This window comes from Bradyrhizobium sp. PSBB068, assembly GCA_016839165.1.
In the GTDB taxonomy this organism is placed as follows: domain Bacteria; phylum Pseudomonadota; class Alphaproteobacteria; order Rhizobiales; family Xanthobacteraceae; genus Bradyrhizobium.
This window is the reverse complement of record CP069300.1, coordinates 3361557-3381805: the sequence shown is the minus strand read 5'-3', so window position 1 is coordinate 3381805 and position 20249 is coordinate 3361557. Positions and strand designations below refer to the sequence as shown.

25 protein-coding genes and 2 tRNA genes are annotated in these 20249 nt (G+C 62.1%); 10 read left to right on the top strand and 17 right to left on the bottom strand.

Annotated features, from left to right (window positions below; all coding sequences use genetic code 11):
• Positions 1–511 precede the first annotated feature (511 nt).
• The 5 genes from JQ507_15620 to JQ507_15600 all read right to left on the bottom strand — a co-directional run bounded on the left by JQ507_15620 (position 512) and on the right by JQ507_15600 (position 4176).
• Positions 512–1288: a cyclase family protein gene (locus tag JQ507_15620; protein QRI72804.1), complete on the bottom strand. Its 777-nt coding sequence runs from the start codon at positions 1286–1288 to the stop codon at positions 512–514.
• Positions 1289–1628: 340 nt separating this feature from the next.
• A tRNA-Pro gene (locus JQ507_15615) sits at positions 1629–1705 on the bottom strand.
• Between the two features lie 218 nt (positions 1706–1923).
• Positions 1924–2400, bottom strand: a complete 477-nt coding sequence (locus JQ507_15610; protein QRI72803.1) for a DUF192 domain-containing protein — start codon at positions 2398–2400, stop codon at positions 1924–1926.
• Between the two features lie 197 nt (positions 2401–2597).
• Positions 2598–3260 (bottom strand): CspA family cold shock protein, encoded by a 663-nt coding sequence (locus tag JQ507_15605; protein QRI72802.1) that lies wholly within the window; start codon positions 3258–3260, stop codon positions 2598–2600.
• Positions 3261–3459: 199 nt separating this feature from the next.
• A complete protein-coding gene (locus tag JQ507_15600) occupies positions 3460–4176 on the bottom strand; it encodes an NAD-dependent deacetylase (GenBank protein ID QRI73350.1) in 717 nt (238 codons plus the stop codon).
• A gap of 248 nt (positions 4177–4424) precedes the next feature.
• On the opposite strand from JQ507_15600, the gene JQ507_15595 reads away from it, so the two are divergent.
• Complete coding sequence (locus tag JQ507_15595) at positions 4425–4586, top strand: hypothetical protein (protein QRI72801.1); 162 nt, start codon at positions 4425–4427, stop codon at positions 4584–4586.
• Between the two features lie 100 nt (positions 4587–4686).
• Here the strand turns inward: JQ507_15595 and JQ507_15590 are convergent, their stop codons facing one another.
• The 3 genes from JQ507_15590 to JQ507_15580 form a co-directional block, all read right to left on the bottom strand.
• Positions 4687–4956: a hypothetical protein gene (locus JQ507_15590; protein ID QRI72800.1), complete on the bottom strand. Its 270-nt coding sequence runs from the start codon at positions 4954–4956 to the stop codon at positions 4687–4689.
• Between the two features lie 298 nt (positions 4957–5254).
• A complete protein-coding gene (locus JQ507_15585) occupies positions 5255–5440 on the bottom strand; it encodes a hypothetical protein (GenBank protein ID QRI73656.1) in 186 nt (61 codons plus the stop codon).
• 246 nt (positions 5441–5686) lie between these two features.
• Complete coding sequence (locus JQ507_15580; GenBank protein QRI73349.1) at positions 5687–6034, bottom strand: hypothetical protein; 348 nt, start codon at positions 6032–6034, stop codon at positions 5687–5689.
• A 167-nt stretch (positions 6035–6201) separates the two neighbouring features.
• Between JQ507_15580 and JQ507_15575 the strand changes: the two genes are divergently transcribed.
• From JQ507_15575 to JQ507_15555, 5 genes are all read left to right on the top strand, one after another.
• Positions 6202–6375 carry a hypothetical protein gene (locus tag JQ507_15575; GenBank protein ID QRI72799.1) on the top strand — a complete coding sequence of 58 codons (174 nt, stop codon included), beginning with the start codon at positions 6202–6204 and terminating at the stop codon, positions 6373–6375.
• Positions 6376–6997: 622 nt separating this feature from the next.
• Positions 6998–7231: a hypothetical protein gene (locus JQ507_15570; protein QRI72798.1), complete on the top strand. Its 234-nt coding sequence runs from the start codon at positions 6998–7000 to the stop codon at positions 7229–7231.
• A gap of 193 nt (positions 7232–7424) precedes the next feature.
• The gene (locus JQ507_15565) at positions 7425–7877 is read left to right on the top strand and encodes a VOC family protein (GenBank protein QRI72797.1); all 453 of its coding nucleotides are present in this window, start codon (positions 7425–7427) and stop codon (positions 7875–7877) included.
• 365 nt (positions 7878–8242) lie between these two features.
• Positions 8243–8884, top strand: a complete 642-nt coding sequence (locus tag JQ507_15560; GenBank protein QRI73348.1) for a glutathione S-transferase family protein — start codon at positions 8243–8245, stop codon at positions 8882–8884.
• Between the two features lie 18 nt (positions 8885–8902).
• On the top strand, positions 8903–9241 hold the full coding sequence (locus tag JQ507_15555; protein ID QRI72796.1) for a hypothetical protein: 339 nt from the start codon (positions 8903–8905) through the stop codon (positions 9239–9241).
• On the opposite strand, the gene JQ507_15550 is transcribed toward JQ507_15555, so the two are convergent.
• From JQ507_15550 to JQ507_15535, 4 genes are all read right to left on the bottom strand, one after another.
• Positions 9225–9482 carry a PilZ domain-containing protein gene (locus JQ507_15550; GenBank protein ID QRI72795.1) on the bottom strand — a complete coding sequence of 86 codons (258 nt, stop codon included), beginning with the start codon at positions 9480–9482 and terminating at the stop codon, positions 9225–9227. The genes JQ507_15555 and JQ507_15550 overlap by 17 nt on opposite strands.
• A gap of 324 nt (positions 9483–9806) precedes the next feature.
• Complete coding sequence (locus tag JQ507_15545; protein QRI72794.1) at positions 9807–10454, bottom strand: flavin reductase family protein; 648 nt, start codon at positions 10452–10454, stop codon at positions 9807–9809.
• Positions 10455–10461: 7 nt separating this feature from the next.
• Entirely contained in the window at positions 10462–11424 is a 963-nt protein-coding gene (locus JQ507_15540) for a carbon-nitrogen hydrolase family protein (GenBank protein QRI72793.1), read from the bottom strand.
• A 74-nt stretch (positions 11425–11498) separates the two neighbouring features.
• A complete protein-coding gene (locus tag JQ507_15535) occupies positions 11499–13139 on the bottom strand; it encodes an MHS family MFS transporter (GenBank protein QRI72792.1) in 1641 nt (546 codons plus the stop codon).
• Positions 13140–13317: 178 nt separating this feature from the next.
• Between JQ507_15535 and JQ507_15530 the strand changes: the two genes are divergently transcribed.
• The gene (locus JQ507_15530) at positions 13318–14211 is read left to right on the top strand and encodes an IclR family transcriptional regulator (protein ID QRI72791.1); all 894 of its coding nucleotides are present in this window, start codon (positions 13318–13320) and stop codon (positions 14209–14211) included.
• Between the two features lie 418 nt (positions 14212–14629).
• Here JQ507_15530 and JQ507_15525 read toward each other — a convergent pair whose 3' ends face one another.
• A complete protein-coding gene (locus tag JQ507_15525; protein ID QRI72790.1) occupies positions 14630–15121 on the bottom strand; it encodes a hypothetical protein in 492 nt (163 codons plus the stop codon).
• Between the two features lie 25 nt (positions 15122–15146).
• Between JQ507_15525 and JQ507_15520 the strand changes: the two genes are divergently transcribed.
• Positions 15147–16310: an ImmA/IrrE family metallo-endopeptidase gene (locus tag JQ507_15520; GenBank protein ID QRI72789.1), complete on the top strand. Its 1164-nt coding sequence runs from the start codon at positions 15147–15149 to the stop codon at positions 16308–16310.
• The gene (locus tag JQ507_15515) at positions 16303–16737 is read left to right on the top strand and encodes a hypothetical protein (GenBank protein QRI72788.1); all 435 of its coding nucleotides are present in this window, start codon (positions 16303–16305) and stop codon (positions 16735–16737) included. Before JQ507_15520 ends, JQ507_15515 begins: the two co-directional genes overlap by 8 nt.
• A gap of 62 nt (positions 16738–16799) precedes the next feature.
• Here JQ507_15515 and JQ507_15510 read toward each other — a convergent pair whose 3' ends face one another.
• The 4 genes from JQ507_15510 to JQ507_15495 form a co-directional block, all read right to left on the bottom strand.
• Positions 16800–17114 carry a hypothetical protein gene (locus tag JQ507_15510; protein QRI72787.1) on the bottom strand — a complete coding sequence of 105 codons (315 nt, stop codon included), beginning with the start codon at positions 17112–17114 and terminating at the stop codon, positions 16800–16802.
• 533 nt (positions 17115–17647) lie between these two features.
• On the bottom strand, positions 17648–17938 hold the full coding sequence (locus tag JQ507_15505) for a hypothetical protein (protein QRI72786.1): 291 nt from the start codon (positions 17936–17938) through the stop codon (positions 17648–17650).
• Between the two features lie 85 nt (positions 17939–18023).
• Positions 18024–18098: transfer RNA gene (locus tag JQ507_15500), tRNA-Glu, on the bottom strand.
• Positions 18099–18477: 379 nt separating this feature from the next.
• On the bottom strand, positions 18478–18816 hold the full coding sequence (locus JQ507_15495; protein QRI72785.1) for a hypothetical protein: 339 nt from the start codon (positions 18814–18816) through the stop codon (positions 18478–18480).
• Positions 18817–18998: 182 nt separating this feature from the next.
• Between JQ507_15495 and JQ507_15490 the strand changes: the two genes are divergently transcribed.
• On the top strand, positions 18999–20231 hold the full coding sequence (locus tag JQ507_15490) for a Zn-dependent hydrolase (GenBank protein ID QRI72784.1): 1233 nt from the start codon (positions 18999–19001) through the stop codon (positions 20229–20231).
• Positions 20232–20249 lie beyond the last annotated feature (18 nt).

The window sequence follows — 20249 nt, the reverse complement described above, 5'->3', positions numbered from 1 at the left end:
GCGCGGGCGCGGCTATGGCTATCGCGGCGGCTGGGGTCGCGGCCGCGGATGGGGCTATGGCCGTGGCTATGGCTACTACGGCGGTTACGTCGGTCCCCGTTGCTGGTGGACCCCGCGTGGTGTTCGCGTTTGCCGGTGGTAACAACCAAGCGGCCGACACAAGCGATATTGAAGACATAGATCGGGTGCGTCGGTTCCGGCGCACCTGATTTTCTTTTTGGGTATTGTCTTTTGGGCCGCGCACGGACCTGCGCCACGCAAGGACCTGACACGCAGCAACCCGCGGCACGCAAGAAAGAGCCCCGGGAGACGCCGGGGCTCCAGTCACGGGAGAGAACCTTCAGAAATCGGACGCGAGGCCGAGCCGTCGGCCCGATCACCCAAGTGCATCTACTGCGTGCATGAAAGCAGATTCTGCTGCCTCAGGCTGTAGCCGTGCCGCAACAACCCACCGGAATGAACGCCTTTCCACCGGTTCCATCGCCCGTCGAAAAACCGCTGCGGTCACGCTCTAATCGTCGAGGATGGCAACTGCCCTCGTCCACCCCGCCGAGGCACGCTCAATCTTCACCGGGAAGCAAGACACCATGAACCCGGTCGACGGCAGCTGCTCGAGATTGTGCAGCTTCTCGATGTGGCAGTAGCCGATGTGCCGCCCGGCCTTGTGGCCTTCCCAGATCAGACTGGCGTCTCTGGTCTCGGCATATTTCTTCGCGGTGAAAACGAACGGCGCATCCCAGCTCCAGCCGTCGATGCCGGTCAGCCGCACGCCGCGCTCGAGCAGATACATCGTCGCCTCATAGCCCATGCCGCAGCCCGAATTGACGTAGTCAGGCTGACCATACTTCGCGCCGGCGCTGGTGTTGACGACGACGATCTCGAGCGGTGACAGCGAATGGCCGATACGCTTCAGCTCGGCCTCGACGTCGCCGGCGGTCGCAACATAGCCGTCAGGCAGATGCCGGAAGTCGAGCTTCACCCCTGGTTGGAAGCACCATTCCAGCGGCACCTCGTCGATGGTCCATGATCGCTCGCCGCGGTTCATGGTCGGATGGAAATGCCAGGGCGCATCGAGATGCGTGCCGTTGTGCGTCGAGAGCGAGACCTGCTCGACGGCCCAGCCCTGTCCGTCCGGCAGATCCGAAGCCTTCAATCCATCGAAGAACTGCAGCATGCGCGGCAGCCCCTGCTGATGGTCGATGTACTGGATGGTCGGGTGGTTGCCGGGCGGATCGGCCGGAACGTCGTTCTGCAGGGGAACGGAGATATCGATCAGTCTGCGCGCCATGGTGCCTCCTCACGGATTGGTCTTGTCAGGCGGGACTAACCTGCCAGCCCGCGCGCGTGATCGGCAAGCCACATCCGCTCGGGATCGCGGCTGACGACGTCAGGGCTGGGCTGCGGCAAGGCGGCGCAATGTTGAACCTATTTGCCGCCGGGGCGACCCATGGGCACTGGGGATTTCAGGGCCCAGTATTCGACGGCGCCGTCTGGACGAACATATTCCGTCCAGGCGGCGTTGTTGCGTCAGGCAAGACGATCTCGATCGAAGTTTGTTGCAGTTCCGCGCGACCGGGCTACGGCCCGCCCGGTTGGTTCTCTCGACGAAGCTATGCGATGGGATGGGATGGTCGGGGCAGCTGGATTCGAACCAACGACCTGCAGTACCCAAAACTGCCGCGCTACCAGGCTGCGCTATACCCCGACATTTCCGAGAAGCCCCGTGGATACACGCTTCAGCCAGCGCCAGCAAGGCACCGGTGCCGGGCTTCCCGCGGCGAAATTGGCAGCCATTTCTGCGCCGGAATCGCCTCGAAGAACCTTGAGCCTATTCCGTTCCGATTGAATCGGAACGGGGCTCTGGATTCTTGTTTTGACGCGTTTTCTTCACGCGAACCGGTATCCACCTCGCTTGAAAACGCTTTAGTGGCCGGCAAACAGCGGATGGCCGACCCGGTCGCCGGGCTGGATGCCGTATTTCTGTGCCGTGCCGGCAATCACCTCGAGGACGCCCCTGGCGAGCCCGCGCGACGAAATGATCTTGGTCGACATCGGCTCGGTATTCTCGGCGATCCGCAGGATGCGCCCGTCGGCCCGGATGAAGATCATGTCGAGCGAGATGTAGGTGTTCTTCATCCACATCGACACTTCCTGTTCCGGAGTGAAGTCGAACAGCATGCCTTTGCCGTCCGCGAGTTCCTTCCGGTACATCAGGCCGGTCTCCTTCTCCTGCTCGGTGGTCGCCATTTCGACGGAGAAGACGTGCACCCCTGATTTGGTGACGATTTCGAGCGGCTGGACGCTGGCAGCCTGCGCGGCCGGCGCCAGCGCGCCGAACATCATGACGAGGGAGGCCACCAGCCACGGGCGAAGCCGCCCAACCATGCGATCGAAATTCATCGACAAATACTCACACCGGGGAAGATTTTTCCGGCGGACCCTAACCCGATGATTGCGGCAAATGCCAGAGCCCTGGAGGCTCGCCGGCGCCTCACGTTTCCGTCAGGACGACAACCGGAGGTCTTGTTTGAGCATGATCTGTTCGGAAAACCGCTTCGCACTTTGCGCTAACGCGGCCCTCCGGGTCCGGATCATGCTCAGTGCGACGACAGCGCCGACGGGCCGGTCTCCGGATGGATCTCGGCGGCCATCATGCCCTTGGAGCCGGGCCCGAACCGCACCAGCACATACTGGCCGGGACGCAGCTCGGTCATGCCGAAGCGGCGCAGCGTTTCCATGTGCACGAAGATGTCCGGCGTGCCCTCGCCGCAGGTCACGAAGCCGAAGCCGCGCAGCCGGTTGAACCACTTGACCTGCGCGCGCTCGAGCCCGCTGGTCGCGGTCACCGTGACGTGGGTCCGCGGCGGCAGCATCTGCGCCGGATGAATCGCGGTCGACTCGTCCATCGAGACGATGCGGAAGGCCTGATAGCCCTTCGCACGCTGCACGCATTCGACGACGAGGCGCGCGCCCTCGTAGGCGGTCTGATGGCCGTCGCGCCGGAGCACCGTCACATGCAGCAGGATGTCCGGCCAGCCATTGTCAGGGACGATGAAGCCGTATCCCTTCGAAGCGTCGAACCATTTGATGACGCCGGAGACTTCGACGAGGTTGGCCGCCACATCGCCGAGACCGGAGAAGGCATCCATCGCCGGATCGCGCGGCGCGCTGCCGAACTCGCCCTGTCCAATCCTGCTTTGCCCAACTCCGCCGATCGGCGGTCCGCCGAGCTTCTTGGACTCAAATCCGTCCGACCCCATGACCCCGGACCCCACACATCAAATGCGGAGCGCCGACATTGCGGCGCACCCTGTACACGCTGCTCTCCATCACCAACTCGTTTGGACGCTGCGCGAATCTCTCAACCAAAAGATAACACTCCCGCTTGCGGGGCATAGCTAAAAAACGATTCTATCGGGAACTATGAACAGGCTTGCACAGCCGCGAATCAATCGGGCATCAATTGCCTACGAAAGGACCAAGCGTGTCGCCGATGTCGTGGCGGATCACCAGGTCGGCGATGTCGTCCTGATCGGTCGGCTCGTTGTTGATGATCACGAGCCGAGCGCCGCTCTCCTTGGCCATCATCGGAAAACCCGCGGCGGGCCACACCACCAGCGACGACCCGATCGCCAGCAACAGGTCGCAATCCCTGGCGAGTTCCGCCGCGCGGCGCATCGCATCCTCCGGCATCGACTGTCCGAACGAGATCGTCGCGGTCTTCACCGGATCGCCGCACTCGGAGCAGTCGGGTGCAGCGCCAGTCTTGTCGAAGTGCAGTTTCACCCACGAGAGCTCGTAGGCTTTGCCGCAACCGATGCAGCGGGCGTAGGTGGTGTTGCCGTGCAGCTCGATGACGTCATCGGCCTTGAAGCCCGACGCCTGGTGCAGATTGTCGATGTTCTGGGTGATGATGCCGGGAATCTTGCCTGCCCGGTACAGCGAGGCGAGCGCACGATGCCCGCGCCCGGGCTTGGCTGCCGCAAATGTCGGCTCCATCGCAAAGCGGCGCCGCCATGACTCGTCGCGCGCCTCCTGACTGGCGACGAACTCGTCGAACGGGATCGGCCGGTTGCGCGTCCACAGCCCGCCGGGCGAGCGGAAGTCTGGAATGCCGCACTCGGTGGAGATACCCGCACCGGTGAAGGGGACGATCGACGATGCCTCGGCGATCATGTCGCCAAGCCGCTCGACGCCGCTGCGCAAGTCTTTTGCAATCGAGTCTTTTGCGATCACTGGAAATATTCCGGTTGGCGGCCGCGATTATAGCACGGCTTGACCGATTGCGAGCTCGAGGGCGATGGCACCGGCGCGGTCGCTTCCGCCCCAGCATCATCACATTCCTGCACTGCCTGCTCCGCATTGACGCCCAATTCAATGATGCCAATGCGCGTGGGATAGGACCAATACGACGAGGATGGGCAATGACCGATCGGGAAGACAGTGCCGCGCGCGAGCGCGAGGAGATCGTCGCACGCGTTGCCAGCTTCAGGGCGACGCAGCAGAGGTTCGAGCGCGACCGCCAGGAGTATTACGACAACACGCTCGGCAATGTCTGGAGTGGATTTCAGCGCAGGAGCGCCTGATGCCGCGCCGACCACCGCGACGATACGATCGTTCGCCCGCGATCACGTCGTGACGCGCAATTGAGAAAGCCCGGAGCGATGTGCTCCGGGCTCGCCGCCGTTACCAATAATGGCGATAGTAGTGGTGCCGGTAATACGGGCGATAGTAGGCGTAACCGTCGTCGTAGTAACCGTAACGCGGGCCGTAATAACCGTAGCCGGGCCCATAATAGCGTGGGCCGTAGTACGCGCCGGCCGCGCCTGCCGCGAGTGCACCGGCGGCCAGACCGAAAGCCAGGCCGGGACCGATGCCGCGCGCCTGCGCCGGCGCGGTGACCATCGTTGCGCCAACCGTCGCAACGGTCGCCAGAACTGCCAATGTCTTTTTCATGCGCAACCTCCTCACGTGGTGATGTGCACCAACGCGGCCGGACGGGGATGGTTGCTGCAAAAGTCTGTTCCGGTACCCCAGCCATGCGATAGCGCAAAGCTACCATCGGTTAGCGCCGGAACAAAAACACAACCTCAGTGATTAGCTCTGATGTGAGCGAGGTTGGCATCGATGCCGGCGTGGATGGAACTGCTGCTGAACGTGATGGCCTTTGCCGGCTTCATCGGCATTGCGATGTATCACAAGCATCCGAACGGGAAGCTGCCAGACTGACCGCCGGACCTCTCCGTTGGCAGCCTCAATTTGCCTTGCGCGCCTCTCCCGCCGTCCGGACGAGCCGGTCCGCCTTCGCGAGCACCTTGCCGCTCTCGGGCTGCGGCCTAAGCCAGAAGCTGATCACCACAAAGACGGAACAGAAGAGCAAGCCCACCATCATCACGCGCCGGTGGGTCGGTCGATCAGCGCTATGGAACGATGGCATCATGGCTGTCACCTGCAGCCATCTCAACTGCAATCGCAGGTGGTGGCAACGCCATGCCACTCTTAACCTAACTCGGTAGGGTTAGCGGTGGTCCGATACGGCGCCGCGGGCGATATGCCCTGCAGCGCCGGCCTGCCGTGGAATCCACAACATATCCCACGCTTGTCCGCAGCAAATTCACAGGGGCGCAGGGCCCGTTTCCTCAACGGACCCCGGCTCTTGCTGCGCACTCGTCCACAGCCAGCCCGATCAAACGTCCGCCAGGTGCTTCGGGGTCGCCTGGAAGCTCAGGCTGCGGATTCCAACCGGCACCGGCCCGAACACCTCTGCCCGGTCGCCGCTGAAAGTGCCGGAGAAGCCGCTCGTCACCTCCTGCCCGGCGAACAGCAGCCGGGTGAACGGATCAGAAAACGTCGAATGCTGGTTGGTCCTGAGGTGTCCCTTCCAGGTGCCCTCGCCGGCCCTGTAGGGACCGATTGACCAGAAATACGGCCCCCCGCCGATCAGAAGACCGTCCCGCAGGTTCAGGATGCCGCTATCACGGCCACGCACGCCGTCGGTCATATGGATATGGATCGAATAGGGCCCGTTCCGCACCGATCGCGTCGTCTGGTCGCGAAAGTCCGCAGTATGACGCCAAGCCGGGCGGCGCACGAGCACGCCGATACCGTCCGGCCGCCGATTCGGGCCGAAAGCGCGGAACCGGACGTCAAGAATCCGTTAAGAAAGCCCTGACAAGGTTCGACCGCCGGAGGGAGCGAGCCATGCTCATTTACCCCGTACCTGCCGAAGTGACACACGCCAGGGTGCAGCTCGTCGTCGATCAGACGGCGAAGGAGCAGCCGCGTATCATCAGCGCCGATGTGCTTGACGTCTTCGCGGCCAAGAACAAGGCCGACCGCGACGCCGTCGAGGCCATGCTCGACATCAAGGTGTGAGGTCGCAAGCGGGCAACGACGTCCGCTCGCCCGGTCTTTCCTTTGAACCTTTCGCGCCGTGCGAAGACACAATTGCGCTGGGGGATTTCAGGGCCCAGCGTTTGGCGCAGCGCTGTGGGACGAGGATATTCCGTCTACGCGGCGCTGTTGCATTTTACAAATTCAACCTTAAGTTTGGTCCCCAACAGTTGACGGCTCACGCCCTGAGAGATCCCCAGTCCGTCAACTGGGAAAGCCCGCATCCAGCCTGCGGGGCTTTCTATTTTCGGATGCCGGAACCTTTCGCCACGAGCACCGTTGGGTGTCCCGTTGCCGGCATGATCACCCCAAGGCCGGTCGGCATCAGACCCCGCGAGCCCGCTCGCGGGGTTTTTGCTTTCTAGAGGATGTCCAACCTCGCGCGTCCTTGATTGGCAGTCGTGGCCATTCGATGGGATAGAAGCGAGTGCCTCCAAGGCTCGACCACGAAAGCCCCGTTCCGGAATTTTCCCGGGCGGGGCTTTCTCGTATCGCTTGCGGCATATGCTTGCGGCGATGCCGGCGGCGCATAAAGCTTTAGCTACCGCGCCAATCGGGCGGCAACCACTTGAGTGCTAGCAAGGTGTCGCAACAGGGGCAGCGCATGTCAGAAGACCACTGGTCAGCCGATCTCGCGCCGATCATGTGGAAATGGTTGGTGCGGCTGATCTGGTTCGGCAGCATCGCATTCTTTCAGTTCGCCGAGATCGCGCGATATCTGAGCGGCAACACCTACCGCCCCTTCTTCGGCCTGTACGCCGGACTGCTGTTCGCTCTCGTCATCTGGTTCATCGCCTGCGTGATCCGGAACATCGCTCAGCGCGCCGAGGCTCGGTAAGGCCCACCGGCCGACGCTGACCTAGGGATAAGGCCTTCACACAATCGCGAATGAGTGGCGGGAAAGCGCGAACGCCCGCAGGGCAGATCCGCAGGTTAGAGCTGCCCCTTGATGCGATTTGCTGCTATTTTCCCTCCCGGACCATCCCGCCAAGCATCTCTGCAAGACTCTCTGAATCTGCCAGGAGGAAAAAATGCGCTATCTGCACACCATGCTGCGCGTCCGCAATCTCGACGTCGCAATGAAATTCTATCAGGACGCGCTCGGGCTGAAGGAAGTGCGCCGCATCGACAATGACAAGGGCCGCTTCACGCTGGTGTTTCTCTGCGCGGAAGAAGACCTCCATCTGCTCAAGTCGCTGCCGCAGAGCCGCGGCGCGCCGCTGGTCGAGCTGACCTATAATTGGGACGAGGAGAAATACGGCGAGGACCGCCATTTCGGTCATCTCGCCTACGAGGTCGACGACATCTACGCGACCTGCGAGAAGCTGATGAAGATGGGCGTCACCATCAATCGCCCGCCGCGCGACGGCAACATGGCGTTCGTGCGTTCGCCCGACCTGCACTCGATCGAGATCCTGCAGAAGGGTGATCCGAAGCCGCCGGCCGAACCGTGGGCCTCGATGCCCAACACCGGTCACTGGTAAGACGCGAAAGTAAACGCCGCGCCCACGCGCAAGTTCCTGTCCGTCTTTCGCGGTCGGTCAGGCGCGGAGCGATCGTTAGGAACCCCTCGCAACCGTTGAAGTTGCCTCCTCATGCATTGAACCCGAGGAGGCAACGAGATGGGAAAAGGAATTTTGCTTTGGCTGTTGGGTGTGCCGATCCCGGTGATCATCGTGCTGTGGTTGCTGTTCGGTCACTGACTGCGTTTTGACGCGTGCGATTCGACGAGGCTCCGCCGCAATGCGGCGGGGCCTTCTTTTTTGCTCTCGATACAATTCACACCGCGCTTTTCCACGGCGTTTCGGCTAAGAACGCCGCAAAGCACGACAGCGGGAAGAATCGCGTGATGGACAGCAAGCCGCAACTGACGATCTGGGGCCGGGCCAATTCGGTCAATGTGCAGAAGGTGCTCTGGTGTCTCGCCGAGCTCGACCTGCCCTATCAGCGCATCGACGCCGGCATGCAGTTCGGCAAGAACGATCAGCCCGACTATCTCGGGATGAATCCGAACGGCCGCATCCCGACGCTGGTCGACGGCGACTATGTGCTGTGGGAATCCAATTCGGTGATGCGCTATCTCTGCATGGCCTACGGCCAGAGCTCGCCGGTCTATCCTCAGGCGCCGAAGGCGCGCGCTGCCGTCGACCGCTGGCTCGACTGGACACTGTCGACGCTGCAGCCGGTCGACCGCCCGGTGTTCTGGGGGCTGGTGCGCACGCCGCCGGAGCAGCGCGACATGGTTCAGATCCAGAAGGACGCCGACGCCGGGGGCGTGGTGTGGCGCGTTGCCGAGGCGCAGCTGGCGAGCCGTCGCTTCATCGAGGGCGAACAGTTCACCATCGCCGACATCGCGCTCGGCGCCTTCGCGCGGCGCTGGTTCGGCGTCGAGGGTGTCACCAAGCCGAAGCTGCCCCATCTCGAACGCTGGTTCGGCGAGATCGCGCAGCGGCCGGCCTTCGTGCGCATCGTCGCACCGCCGATGTCCTGAGCGGCAAGGCGTTAGAGCATGATCTTTTCGGAAAACCGCTTCGCACTTTTCCGGATCATGCTTCAACGTCCGCTGGACATCCCCGCACCGACACTGATGCCGCCGCCGAGCTTCACGCAGGTGTCGGTGCCTTCGACCTTGACGAAGCCCGCTCCGTACGACGCGCAGGGATTGCTCCGCGTCGCGGATTTTGACGGCAACATCTTGCCGGCATCGGGTGGCGTCTGGAAATTGCGGCGATCGCCGGTTTGCGCGAACGCGGTGGCGGGGAGCAGGACGGCGATGACGGCAAAACAGGTCTTGCGCATCCGCCCCTTGTATCGCGCGCAGCAAAAAGAGGCTAGCGCACGAATTTGACGCCGAACGTCTTGCCCTCGCGCCAGACCACCTCGCAGGCGCGCCCGGTGCGGGCGTCGCGCGAAAACGCCAGCCGCAGCTTGGCCGGCAGCGAGTTGTTGTCCTGGACCGTGATTTTTGCGCCCGACGAGGAAATGTCCTCGACCACGCACGGCCGCGCGGCGAATCCGCCGTCGAGCGTGATCCAGCCGGACTGACGCAGCGATTTGCGCGTTTCGCGCTTCTTGGACCCTAGAGCCATCACATCATCCCCGGGATCACGGGTATCGCCGGTCGCTTTACAAAGGGTTACGAGATATTAGCGGACTGTCGCGATCCCGGAGATTGTGCACATCCCCGCAGCGGCGCGGCAGGGCTTGGTCGCGCGGGATAATGCATTGAGTTTACTGGATTTCCTATTTGGCGCTGACGGCATCGCGCACGCACTGCCAAAATATCGAAAACAACCCCATGCAAAGGAGCCGCCGGCTGCCGGCACTCGACGACGCGACGTGACACGTCGGGCAAAGCAGGAGCATTATTTGATAATCCGGAAATTGTGCACACGCCCTTCGCCCCGACTAACTCATTTCGGCCCGGGCCGACCATGGTCCCCTCGGCCGATCGGCGCCGGCCGCTCCAGCTGGAACAGGTTGGTTGGACGCGCATACCACCCGCTCCCATGCATGCGGGCGATGAGATCGAGGGCAAGCGTGTCGATGTAGCCCTTGCCGGCATCGAGGACGAACTCGTCCGAGACGTGGGCGCATACGACCTCGCCGATCACGGCAACCTGCCGCGGACCCGTCTCATGAGTCGAGAGGCTGCGGCATTCGAACGCCACCGGGCTGTCGGCGATGCGTGGCGGCGAAACCATCTGCGAGGGCACCGTCCGCAAGCCGGCGAGCGCGAGCTCATCGACCTCGCGCGGCGCATCGACACAGGTGGCATTCATGGCATCGGCCATGCCCCGCGGCACCAGATGCGCGACGAACTCGCCGGTCGCGAGGATGTTCTCGGCGGTGTCCTTCAATCCCTTCTCGGGATGGCGAAGCAAACCGAGCGCAACCGTCGGCGGCTCGTGCCCCAGCACGTTGAAGAAACTGAACGGCGCCGCGTTGACGACACCGTCAGCGGACCGTGTCGTCACCCATGCGATCGGTCGCGGGGTAACGGTCGCAGTAAGGATCTTGTAGCGGATGTCCGCAGCAAGCTGGCCCATATCGAAGAACATCCTGGCCTCAAGTCCTTGTCTGCGCACTGCTGACCGTCGACACCGCGGCCTTCGGCCGATCGTCGACGATGAGCTGGAATACGTCGGGGCGCGAATAATGACCGGTCGCATCGAAGTCGTATTTGCCGCGCGCTACGTCGTCGAGATCGACGTCGGCGTAGAGAATGGTTTCGCCGTCGAAGTGCGGCCCCGCCAGCACCTTGCCAAGCGGGTCGATGATGGCGCTGCCGCCGCGCATCAGCACGGTCTCGGGATCGTCGCTGAGCGCACATTCGTAGTTCTCGGGAAATGCGCCGCGCTTGAGGTACTGGCAGGCGGTCAGCACAAAGCAGCGGCCCTCAAGCGCAACGTGCTGCATCGTCGGCAACCAGGTGTCACGATCGTCAGCCGTGGGCGCGCAGTAAATGCTGACGCCCTGGCTGTACATGTGCATGCGCAGCATCGGCATGTAGTTTTCCCAACAGATCACGGCGCCAATGATGCCCAGCGCGGTCTTGAAAGCCGGCATGGTGGAGCCATCGCCAAAGCCCCAGATCAGCCGCTCGCCGGCGGTCGGCATCAGCTTGCGGTGCTTGCCGACCAGGCCGTTCGCGCCATCGAAGAACAGCACGGTGCAGTACAGCGTGCCATGCTCGCGCTCGATGCAGCCGATGACTGCGAAGACCCCAGTGGCCGCAGTTGCCGCCGCAATCGTCTCGACCTCGGGACCGTCGAGATCAATCGCCTGGTCCCAATACAGCCGGAAGGCTTCGCGCCCTTCCTGCTTGCGCAGACCGACCGGCGCACCGAACGAACTACCTTTCGGATAGCCGCCGAGAAAGGCCTCGGGAAAAACCGTCAGCCGCGCGCCGGCCCTGCACGCTTGCTCGATCAGGCTTGCGGCCTTCCGAGCTGACGCGAGGGTGTCGTTCGGAAATGCCCCCGCCTGAATGACGGCCGCCTTGTAGCTGCTGATTTTTCGGGAAGTCATGACGCCGATCCGGAATATGACGATGCAAGGAAACACGGGCTGCTCTCGGGCTGCCCGTGAATAGTGTCGTGGGTTTAGTCATCGGTCTCGAGCTTCGGCCGGTTCGGCAGCACGATCGAACCGATCACCGCGACTGCGGCGCAGATGACGACCGGATACCAAAGTCCTGCGAACACATCGCCGACCGCCAGCGACAGGTAGGTCGCGAAGAACGGCAGGAAACCGCCGAAGATACCCGCACCGATGTGGTACGGAAACGAGAGCGCCGTGTACCGGATGTTCGCAGGGAAGACCTCGACCAGGAACGAGGCGACCGGCCCGTAGATCATCGCCACGATGATGGTCATGACCACCAGCAGGAAGATGATGTGACCGGACGATACCTTGGCCGGATCGGCCTTAACCGGGTACCCCACGTCCACCAGAGCTTTGCGATAGGCTGCCGGGTCGTAGCCGGGAATCGTCGTCCCCTTCACCGTGATCGCCACAGCCTGGCCGCCGATCGGCGCAGCGTAGCTGAAGTTGATACCGCCCGAGATCAGCAGCTTCTTGGCCTGAACGCAGGGCTTGCCGTGATCGCTGTGGGTGCTCAGCAATGCGGCCGCAAGACCGAACCTGCAGGCTTCGCTGGAACTGTCCGCATGCACCTTGACGGGCGCAGTCCGGGTTGCGGCCACGAGTTGCGGATTGCCCGCTTCCAGAAGCGAGGCAAACATCGGCCGATAGCACAGTGCCGAGAGCAACAGGCCCGCTATCATCAGCCACTTGCGGCCGATCCGGTCGGACAGCCAGCCGAAGAATATGAAGGCTGGCGCGCCGATGATGAGACCAACTGCCATCAAAATGTATGAGGTCTGCAGATCGATCTTCGCCACCTGCTGCATGAAGATCATCACGTAGAACTGCCCCGTGAAGTAGGTCGAGCCCATGCCGGCGGTTGCACCGAACAACGCGATCAGTACGAGACGCAGGCTCGACCAGCGGCCGAACGTGTCGCGGATCGGGTTCTTGGACAGGCGCCGCTCGGCCTTGAGACGAGCGAACACCGGCGACTCGTGCAGCCTGGCGCGGACATAGATCGAGAACGCCAGCATCACGATCGAGATGATAAACGGAACACGCCAGCCCCAGGCCTTGAAGTCGGCGTCGCTCATGAGGCTCTGAGTGCCGATGATGACGGCGATCGAGAGCGCCAGACCAATCGACGAGGTGATTTGAATCCAGCCGGTCAGAAGCCCGCGCCGGTTGGGACGCGAATGCTCGGCGACATAGACGACAGCCCCGCCATACTCTCCGCCGACCGCAAGACCCTGGATCAGGCGCAGCACCACCAGCGCAATCCATGCCGCGTGCCCCACCGTCGCATAGGTCGGCAGGAAGCCGATCAGCGCCGTGCTGCCGCCCATCATCACGATGGTGATGAGGAACGTATATTTGCGGCCCACCAGGTCGCCGATGCGTCCGAACACCACCGCGCCGATCGGGCGGATGACGAATCCGGCGGCAAGCGCGCCGAGCGACGCAAGCACGGCAGCCGTCGGATTGTCCGGCGGGAACAGCACCGAGCTCATGAACACGGCCAGCGAGCCGTAGATGAAGAAGTCGTACCACTCGAACACCGTGCCCAGCGTCGAGGCCAGGACGACCTGCCGCTCCTCGCTGCGCGTCAGATCGTGATCGACTGCTGCCGTCGCCGTTACTGCATCCATCGCCATTCCCCTGTTTTACGGCCCGCGAGCCCCCGCTCTGACAGCAGCCTCGAAGCGACATTTCTTATTTAGTCAGATAGATATGATATTATCAAATATGGCAAGCTTGAATGTCCGGCGGGACGCGCCCAATAATGCGGCTCAGGAGCGAATCCATTAACACTATGATTCACAAGGACTTTCAGTGAAAAGGACGCGCGGAGCCCCGCAGCCTGAGCCGCTGCCTGCGGCAGCAAGGTCCCAATCTGAAGGAGCGGCCAAGGCGGAACGCACCGGGCGGCGCGGCATCCAGTCGATCGAAATCGGCTTCCGGATCCTTGATTATCTGCGCACCGAGCTGCGTCCGGTTCCGCTCAAGATGATCGCCGCCAACACCGGAATGTCGGCGGCCAATGCCCACTACTATCTCGTAAGCTTTCAAGCCGTAGGCATCGTCCGGCAGGAAACCGACACCGGCTGCTATGCGCTCGGACCCTACGCGCTGAAGCTCGGCATGGCCGCGATCGAGCAATTCGATGTCTTCACCGCCGCCCGCCCCGCGATGACCGAACTGGCGACGACCATCGGCCACACGGTCTTTCTCGGCGTCTGGGGCAACCGCGGACCCACCATCATCTATCGCGTCGAAGGCGGCGCCAGCCGGCCGATCATCGAACTGCGCGTCGGCAGTGTGCTCAGCCTGCTGCGCTCGGCGCTCGGCCGCAACTTCCTCGCGCATCTGCCGCGCTCCATCACGGAGCAGATGCTCGACCAGGAGCTCAAGGAAGAGCGCTCACGGCACGCCAGGATCGACGACGCGCCGGCAACCAAGGCCGAAGTGGAAGACATGGTCGCAACGATCCGGCACGACGGCATCAGCCGGTGCCGCGACGCGCTGCTGCCGAACTTCACATCTTTGTCGGCACCGATCTTCGATCAGACCGGATTTATGATCGCGGCGATCACGATGATGGGACCGATCGGTATCCTCGACGACGATCTGAAGGGCGCGACGGCGAGAGCCTTGCTCGCCCATGCTCGCGCCCTCTCGGCCACGGCCGGCTGGCAGCCTGAAGGATCGGGAATTGGTACCCTTTGAGGAGGTCGAATCCCGACCTCCGGGAGCGATGAACCAAGCCCCTGGTACTTCGTCGAGAACGGCAGCGGCTTAGACTCCGATGGGAGACATGACGAGCACCGCCCCGCCGCTTGCCTGTGGAGGCGGTGAGATGGCCGGAACCATCCGCCATAAATGACCAGATTGCGTTGCTTCACCGCGGTCGCAGCATCGGCAATCGTCAATCGGGGGCGAAAGGTCAATCGGCGCCGGACACGCACAGCGTCACGTTGAGATGCAACGAGGCTGGCGCTCCCTAGCGGAGGGCGTGAGGAACGCTACCTACCCTTGATTTCACAGTAGAATTTCTTGGTCACCCAATTCACTGTACCCTCGGCAAGGGGCGCCCTTAACGTGTTCCTGAAGTGGACAGAGGTGCGCGGCTGAATGCGGTGGCTTACTACGCTTTTGGGAACTCGCCCTGCGCCCTTCTTTCCAATGCATCCGCCTCTTGTCGGAGCGGCTTTACTTGGCGATCCGCGTCGAACCAAAGCACCCCGAGGCTGACCGGTGCAGGCAGGAGCGAAAGTCCAACGAGCAACATGGGGACCATCTCCCAACCCTCGGTTATTGGGTCATCGGCCTTGAACGCAATGACGGTCAGTATGATCGCCAGCGCAGCTGCAACAAGCGAGTTTCCTAGAACGTACTTCTCGAACTCCCTCGACAGGCGAATTCTGAAGATTTCGTACCTGCCCTCAATACCCAAAAGCTCATCCTCAAACTCTTTTGGGGGACGCTCGTGCTCTGGAGCCAGGAACAGGCTTCGCAGTCTAGCCAAGGCGCGGTTTAGAGGCTGAAGGCCGATGTCCCCGTAAAGCTGGAGAACGACAGTCCCTACATGGAGGCCTACCCCTAGTTGCACGACGCTAGAAAAATCCCCATACTTCATAAGTCCGACTCCCCAAGGACTTTTCGTGGCTTACAATCCAAATATTCTTTCAAAGATTTTGAGCACTCGGTTTCTTAGTACCGAGCAACTCTCTGATCGCCTTCAAATTGCACCCGCTGAACTTTCTCGCGAGCTTGACCGAGAACCTGAGCCGGGACAAGGCATCCTCAATCGCATTGCAAAGGAGCTTGGGGTACCGCCCTACTCTTTCTTCATGGAGAAAGCACCCGCGCTCCATGATGTATTGCCTGACTTTCGCTCCTCGACCGCGAAGCCAGCGGCCAAGATGAAAGAAACGGTCCAATCCATTCAATTTGCTGAAGGTGTCCAGCGCGCTCTCGAACAGTTCTGGGTGAAACTTGACCTGCCTCAGTTCTCAGCAAAGGGCAACGCCGAGGTCGACGCGTTCGCTCTGGCGGCGCGCGAGCTACTGAGCATTTCGCTTCAAGATCAGCTCGACGCAAAGGACGCAAACGCGTTCTATCTTGTCTGCAGAAAGAAGATTGAAGACGCCGGGATTTTTGTCCTCCACGACAGCTTTCCTGAACAGGATGGTAGCGGTTTTTGTCTCTCGCACCCTCGCCATCCAGTGATCGTGGTCAACACCCGAAAGCAGACGAAGGGGCGACGTCTTTTCACTCTCATCCACGAACTTGCGCATGTCCTCATGCGGTCGACCGGCATCTCCGACCCGTTCATCACAAGGAACTCAGTCGAGCGGATATGCAATCGCTTCGCAGGAAGCTTCCTCGTACCCAAATTGTATGTTCAGGCACTCCTGAAGGGGCCGACCACAACTCAGCCTGACGACGAAGACGTCAAATGGGCCTCCCGTCGATTGAAGATAAGCCAAGAGGCTACCGTCTTCAGACTAGAGCAGCTCGGCATTTACACAGCCGGTAGCTACGACCGATGGAAGGCGCTGGTGCATGGCCGCAACCCGGATTACTTCGAGAAGCGCGGCGGACCACCGGGAGGCGAACCGCCCCCACAAGAAAAAATCAAGCTGTCGAAGTACGGCTTCTCTTTCGCTCGCGCATTCGACTCGTTGCTTCGCCAAGGCCTCATTAGCGAGGTAAACCTTTATCGCTCAACGGGTTTAAAGCCGAAGTATCAGAGGCAGTACTTCGACTACGTTAAGTCTCTCACGCCTGACCAGCTCCACACGCTGGAGCTTGATGATGAGTGAAGGCGATGCGGAATACTTGTGCATCGCCGATACCGATGGACTGCACGGTATTGCTGCTGCGTCGGGCAACCTGAAGACCGTCCTTCTCAGCCATCTCCAAAGCGGTCTCATTGGGGTGCCGGCGTGTGCTTGGAAGGAGTTTGAGGAGCTTTATCCCTATGAAGCGGAAGCGTTGAAGTCCTTTGTTTCCACTCGGATAATAATGAAACGAGCATACTATGTTGGCGCCGCCCGCATCGCGGACAAATTAAACTCTGGCTTCCCACGAGGAGCTTACGACGACAGCGTCGAGCTTTTCACGGCTTCCATTGCCTTCGCGAAAAAGTGCCGTATCGTCACTTCGCCTGCGCAGATTGCAGTCTACACCGCGATGGCCTGCCAAGCGTCCGACCTAGATACGTGGGTTGTAGAGCACGCTTTGAGCTAGTCGAGCATTCCCCTTGCGCCTCCAATTTGGCATTGCAGCTCGGGCCGCACTTGAACGTGCACTTAGTGCCAGCGTTGGGACACCAACACCAAAATGATGAGGAAACTGCTCATTGCCACGATAGTGCCAAGCCGTCTGATCTCTTGCGCAGTCTGCCGCGCGGCCTTCGCTTGTGTCTCATCGATCATGTCAGCCACGTCGCGGAGTCTGCTGATGACGTGCTCTAGCGCGACGCCCTGCCCGTGCATCATACGCACCACCGCCGTTGTTTGTTCGGTGGACTCGGGTCGCTCCGCCTGGGCGAGGGCTTGATCGTATGTTTCCCCCAAAAAGTCGCTTAGTTTGTCCTGCCTCTCATCAGTGTACCGAACCACCATCACTCGCCCTTTCCCCTTCAACAGCCGGCAGACTAGCGCGCAACCGAACGTGCACCCAGCGTGCAGCTAGAGGTGCCGAAAAAACTTAGACAGGGGCACTCTCACGGGCTTAGATTTACGCGGCGGCCCTCACTCGCCCCAAGTCTGCAACATGCGCTCCGCGCTTGCGGGGTCGGTCTTGATCCGGGACACAGCCATCCGCTGCAGCCCGCTAGCCCTGCCAATCTCGGCAACGTTGATGCCCTGCGCGGCCATATCCATCACTGCGGTGAACTGAGCGCGATCAAAGGTCGGCTTCCGTCCCCTCTAGGCTTTCTCGTTGGTGGCCTTCGCGTGCTCTATACCGGCGCGCTGCGTGTCCTTCAAGCTCGCCGGCTGTCCTGCCTTCTGCGAGCGCTTGATCTTCAAGCTCGTCGGGGTCGATGTCGTCAGCGAACGGATCCAGGACTGCGGGAGCAATGTATGGCGAGATCGATGGAGCGTCGTGGCGCTTGCGGTTTTCGGCGGCAAGCTGAAGCTGCTCGCGTTGAGCCTTAAGCCCTCGCGGAAGATACCCAGGCGTCGCCAGCGCGCTTGATGGTGGCGGGGTCGAGACTGTCGAGCAGAGGGGCGGCCTTGCGCCGGCGCAGCTCGGCCCACTCTTGCTGAACGCGGTCTGCTTCCTCGGTGTGCCTGCGGCGCGCCTCAGCCGGGTCCTTGGTCTTGAGGGAGCGCTTCACTTCCCAGCCGATTTCCTCGCGCAAATCGTCGGGAACGGCCTTGCGGAAGTAGTAGACATCGCTGTCTGGATGCTTCCACGGTCGGGACATGCGTAGAACTACCATTCTGTACCACCTCGCTGTGCCAGAGGCGGCCAAGAAATCGTTGCCTAGCAAGGGGTTGCAGGAATAACAACAGCTTACATCAAGCTGGCGCTCCCTAGCGGAATCGAACCGCTCTCTCCACCGTGAAAGGGTGGCGTCCTAACCGATAGACGAAGGGAGCAAAACTCCCGGCAAATCAATACGTTAAACGTGAGATAGGCCGGACTGGCCGCTACCGGCGAACGGCCGCGACGGGCGAACGTATAGTGGCGATTGGCCGGCCGGGCAAGCGTCCAGAACGCTTTTCCCGGATTGCCGCCGGATCACCTCTAGGAGGTCATCTGCAAGACAATCCGGCCTCGATCGAGGTCCAGAAGCCGCAATGCGACGGCACATGCGCGTGGGCCCGCGAACCGCCCACATGAATCAGGATGACGGTGGCTAGCGCGACGACGACGGCGGGAACAATGAATCTTCGGAACGACATGGGGGTGCGCATCGGCCGACATCGTGGCCTAACTAAGGCCTCAGGCCGGCGGCAACACACACCGCGCCGGCGGCTAGTGATTGCTGGCGACGTCCTGACGATTGGTCTGCTGCGCCGCCGCCACCGCCGGCGCCTGCTTGATGCAGGTGCTGCAGATCACGAGCTTGCGCGCCAGCCGGTCGTCGGCATCTGCATCCGACAATTGCGTCTCCGCCGCCGGTGACACATTGCGCGCATGGCGGCGCGGCTGCGGGGCGTTGGGATCCTGTCCGGCGCCGTCCCAGGCCAATGGCCCGGTTCCGGACGGCGGGGTGGTCATGCTGTATTGCTGCGAATATTGCGCGCAGGCGCCGAGCGCGATCGGAAGAAACAGCACAGCGGCCTTGCGAGCCCAGTTCCGGAATGCAGACATGATCACACTCACACGCTATTCGTACCGCGACACCAGTACCGCGACCTAAGAGCAGAACCGCTAAGAAATCGTTCACCCTGATTGTTCCGTCGCATTCAACCACGACGGCATCAAGACGGGATTGCGGCGCCAAGCCGCAAAATCCAGACGCAAATCAAAAGACGCAAATCCGGAGTCCATCCATGCCAGGCATCAACGGTCGCTTCGACGGCAAGCGCGTGCTCGCCGATCTCAATGCGCTGCGCGCGATCGGTGCCTACAAGACCGGCGTGCACAAGCCGACATTCTCGGAGCCGCATCTGCGCTCGCTCGGCTGGCTCGCGTCCCGCCTGCCCGATGCTGATCTTGTCGCCACGATCGATGGCATCGGCAACGTGCTCGGCAGCAGTGCGAAAGCGGGGCCGAAGCTGCTAGCGGGCTCGCATCTCGAAAGCCAGAACCATGCAGGCTGGCTCGATGGGCCGCTCGGCGTGGTCTATGCGCTGGAAGCCGCGCGCGTCATCAACGGCGATCCCGGCATCAACGGCGCGGTCGAAGTCGCCGCATGGTGCGACGAGGAAGGTCATTTCGGCAGTTTCCTCGGCAGCCGCTCCTACGCAGGCGCCGTGACCGAAGCCGATATCGATGCAGCGCGCGATCGCTCCAGCGGCCGCACCATGCGTGAGGCGCTGCGCGACGCCGGCTTTGCCGGGCGCCCGCGCCTCACCGCCGAAGCCGGCCGCCATATCGGCTATCTCGAGGCACATATCGAGCAAGGCGACACGCTGGAAGCGAGCCGGCTCAAGATCGGCGTCGTCACCTCGATCGTAGGCATCTGGCAATATCGCATCAGCTTCATCGGCGAGCAGAACCATGCCGGCACCACACGGATGGCCGTTCGCAAGGATGCGGGCCTGGCACTGGCGCGGTTCTGCGTCGCGATCGACGACAGCTTCCCTGCCCTGTGCGGACCGCGCACGGTGTGGACCACCGGACGCATCACGCTCGACCCCGGCGCACCGAGCATCATCCCGGGCGGCGCCGAGATGCTGTTCCAGATCCGCGACGACAATCCGGAGGTGATCGCGCGTCTCGAGGCGCAGTTGCACCGGATGGCCGACGAGGCGACGGCGCAGGGCCGTTGCAGCGTCAAGGTCGAGCGCATCCGCACCGGGGTGCCCGCGATGATGACACCCGCTTTCCAGGACGCGATCGAGGCCGCGAGCGCGGCCTGCGCCGGCGGCAAATCCATCCGCATGCCGAGCGGCGCTGGCCATGATGCCCAGGTCCTCGCCACCCTCATGCCGGCGGCGATGCTGTTCGTGCCGTCGATCGGTGGCATCAGCCATCACTGGAGCGAGAACACCGACGACGCCGACATCGTCACCGGCGCCGAGGTGTTCGTCGACACCTGCCGGCGGCTGCTGGCCGGCTAGCCGCTTCATCGCGACGCC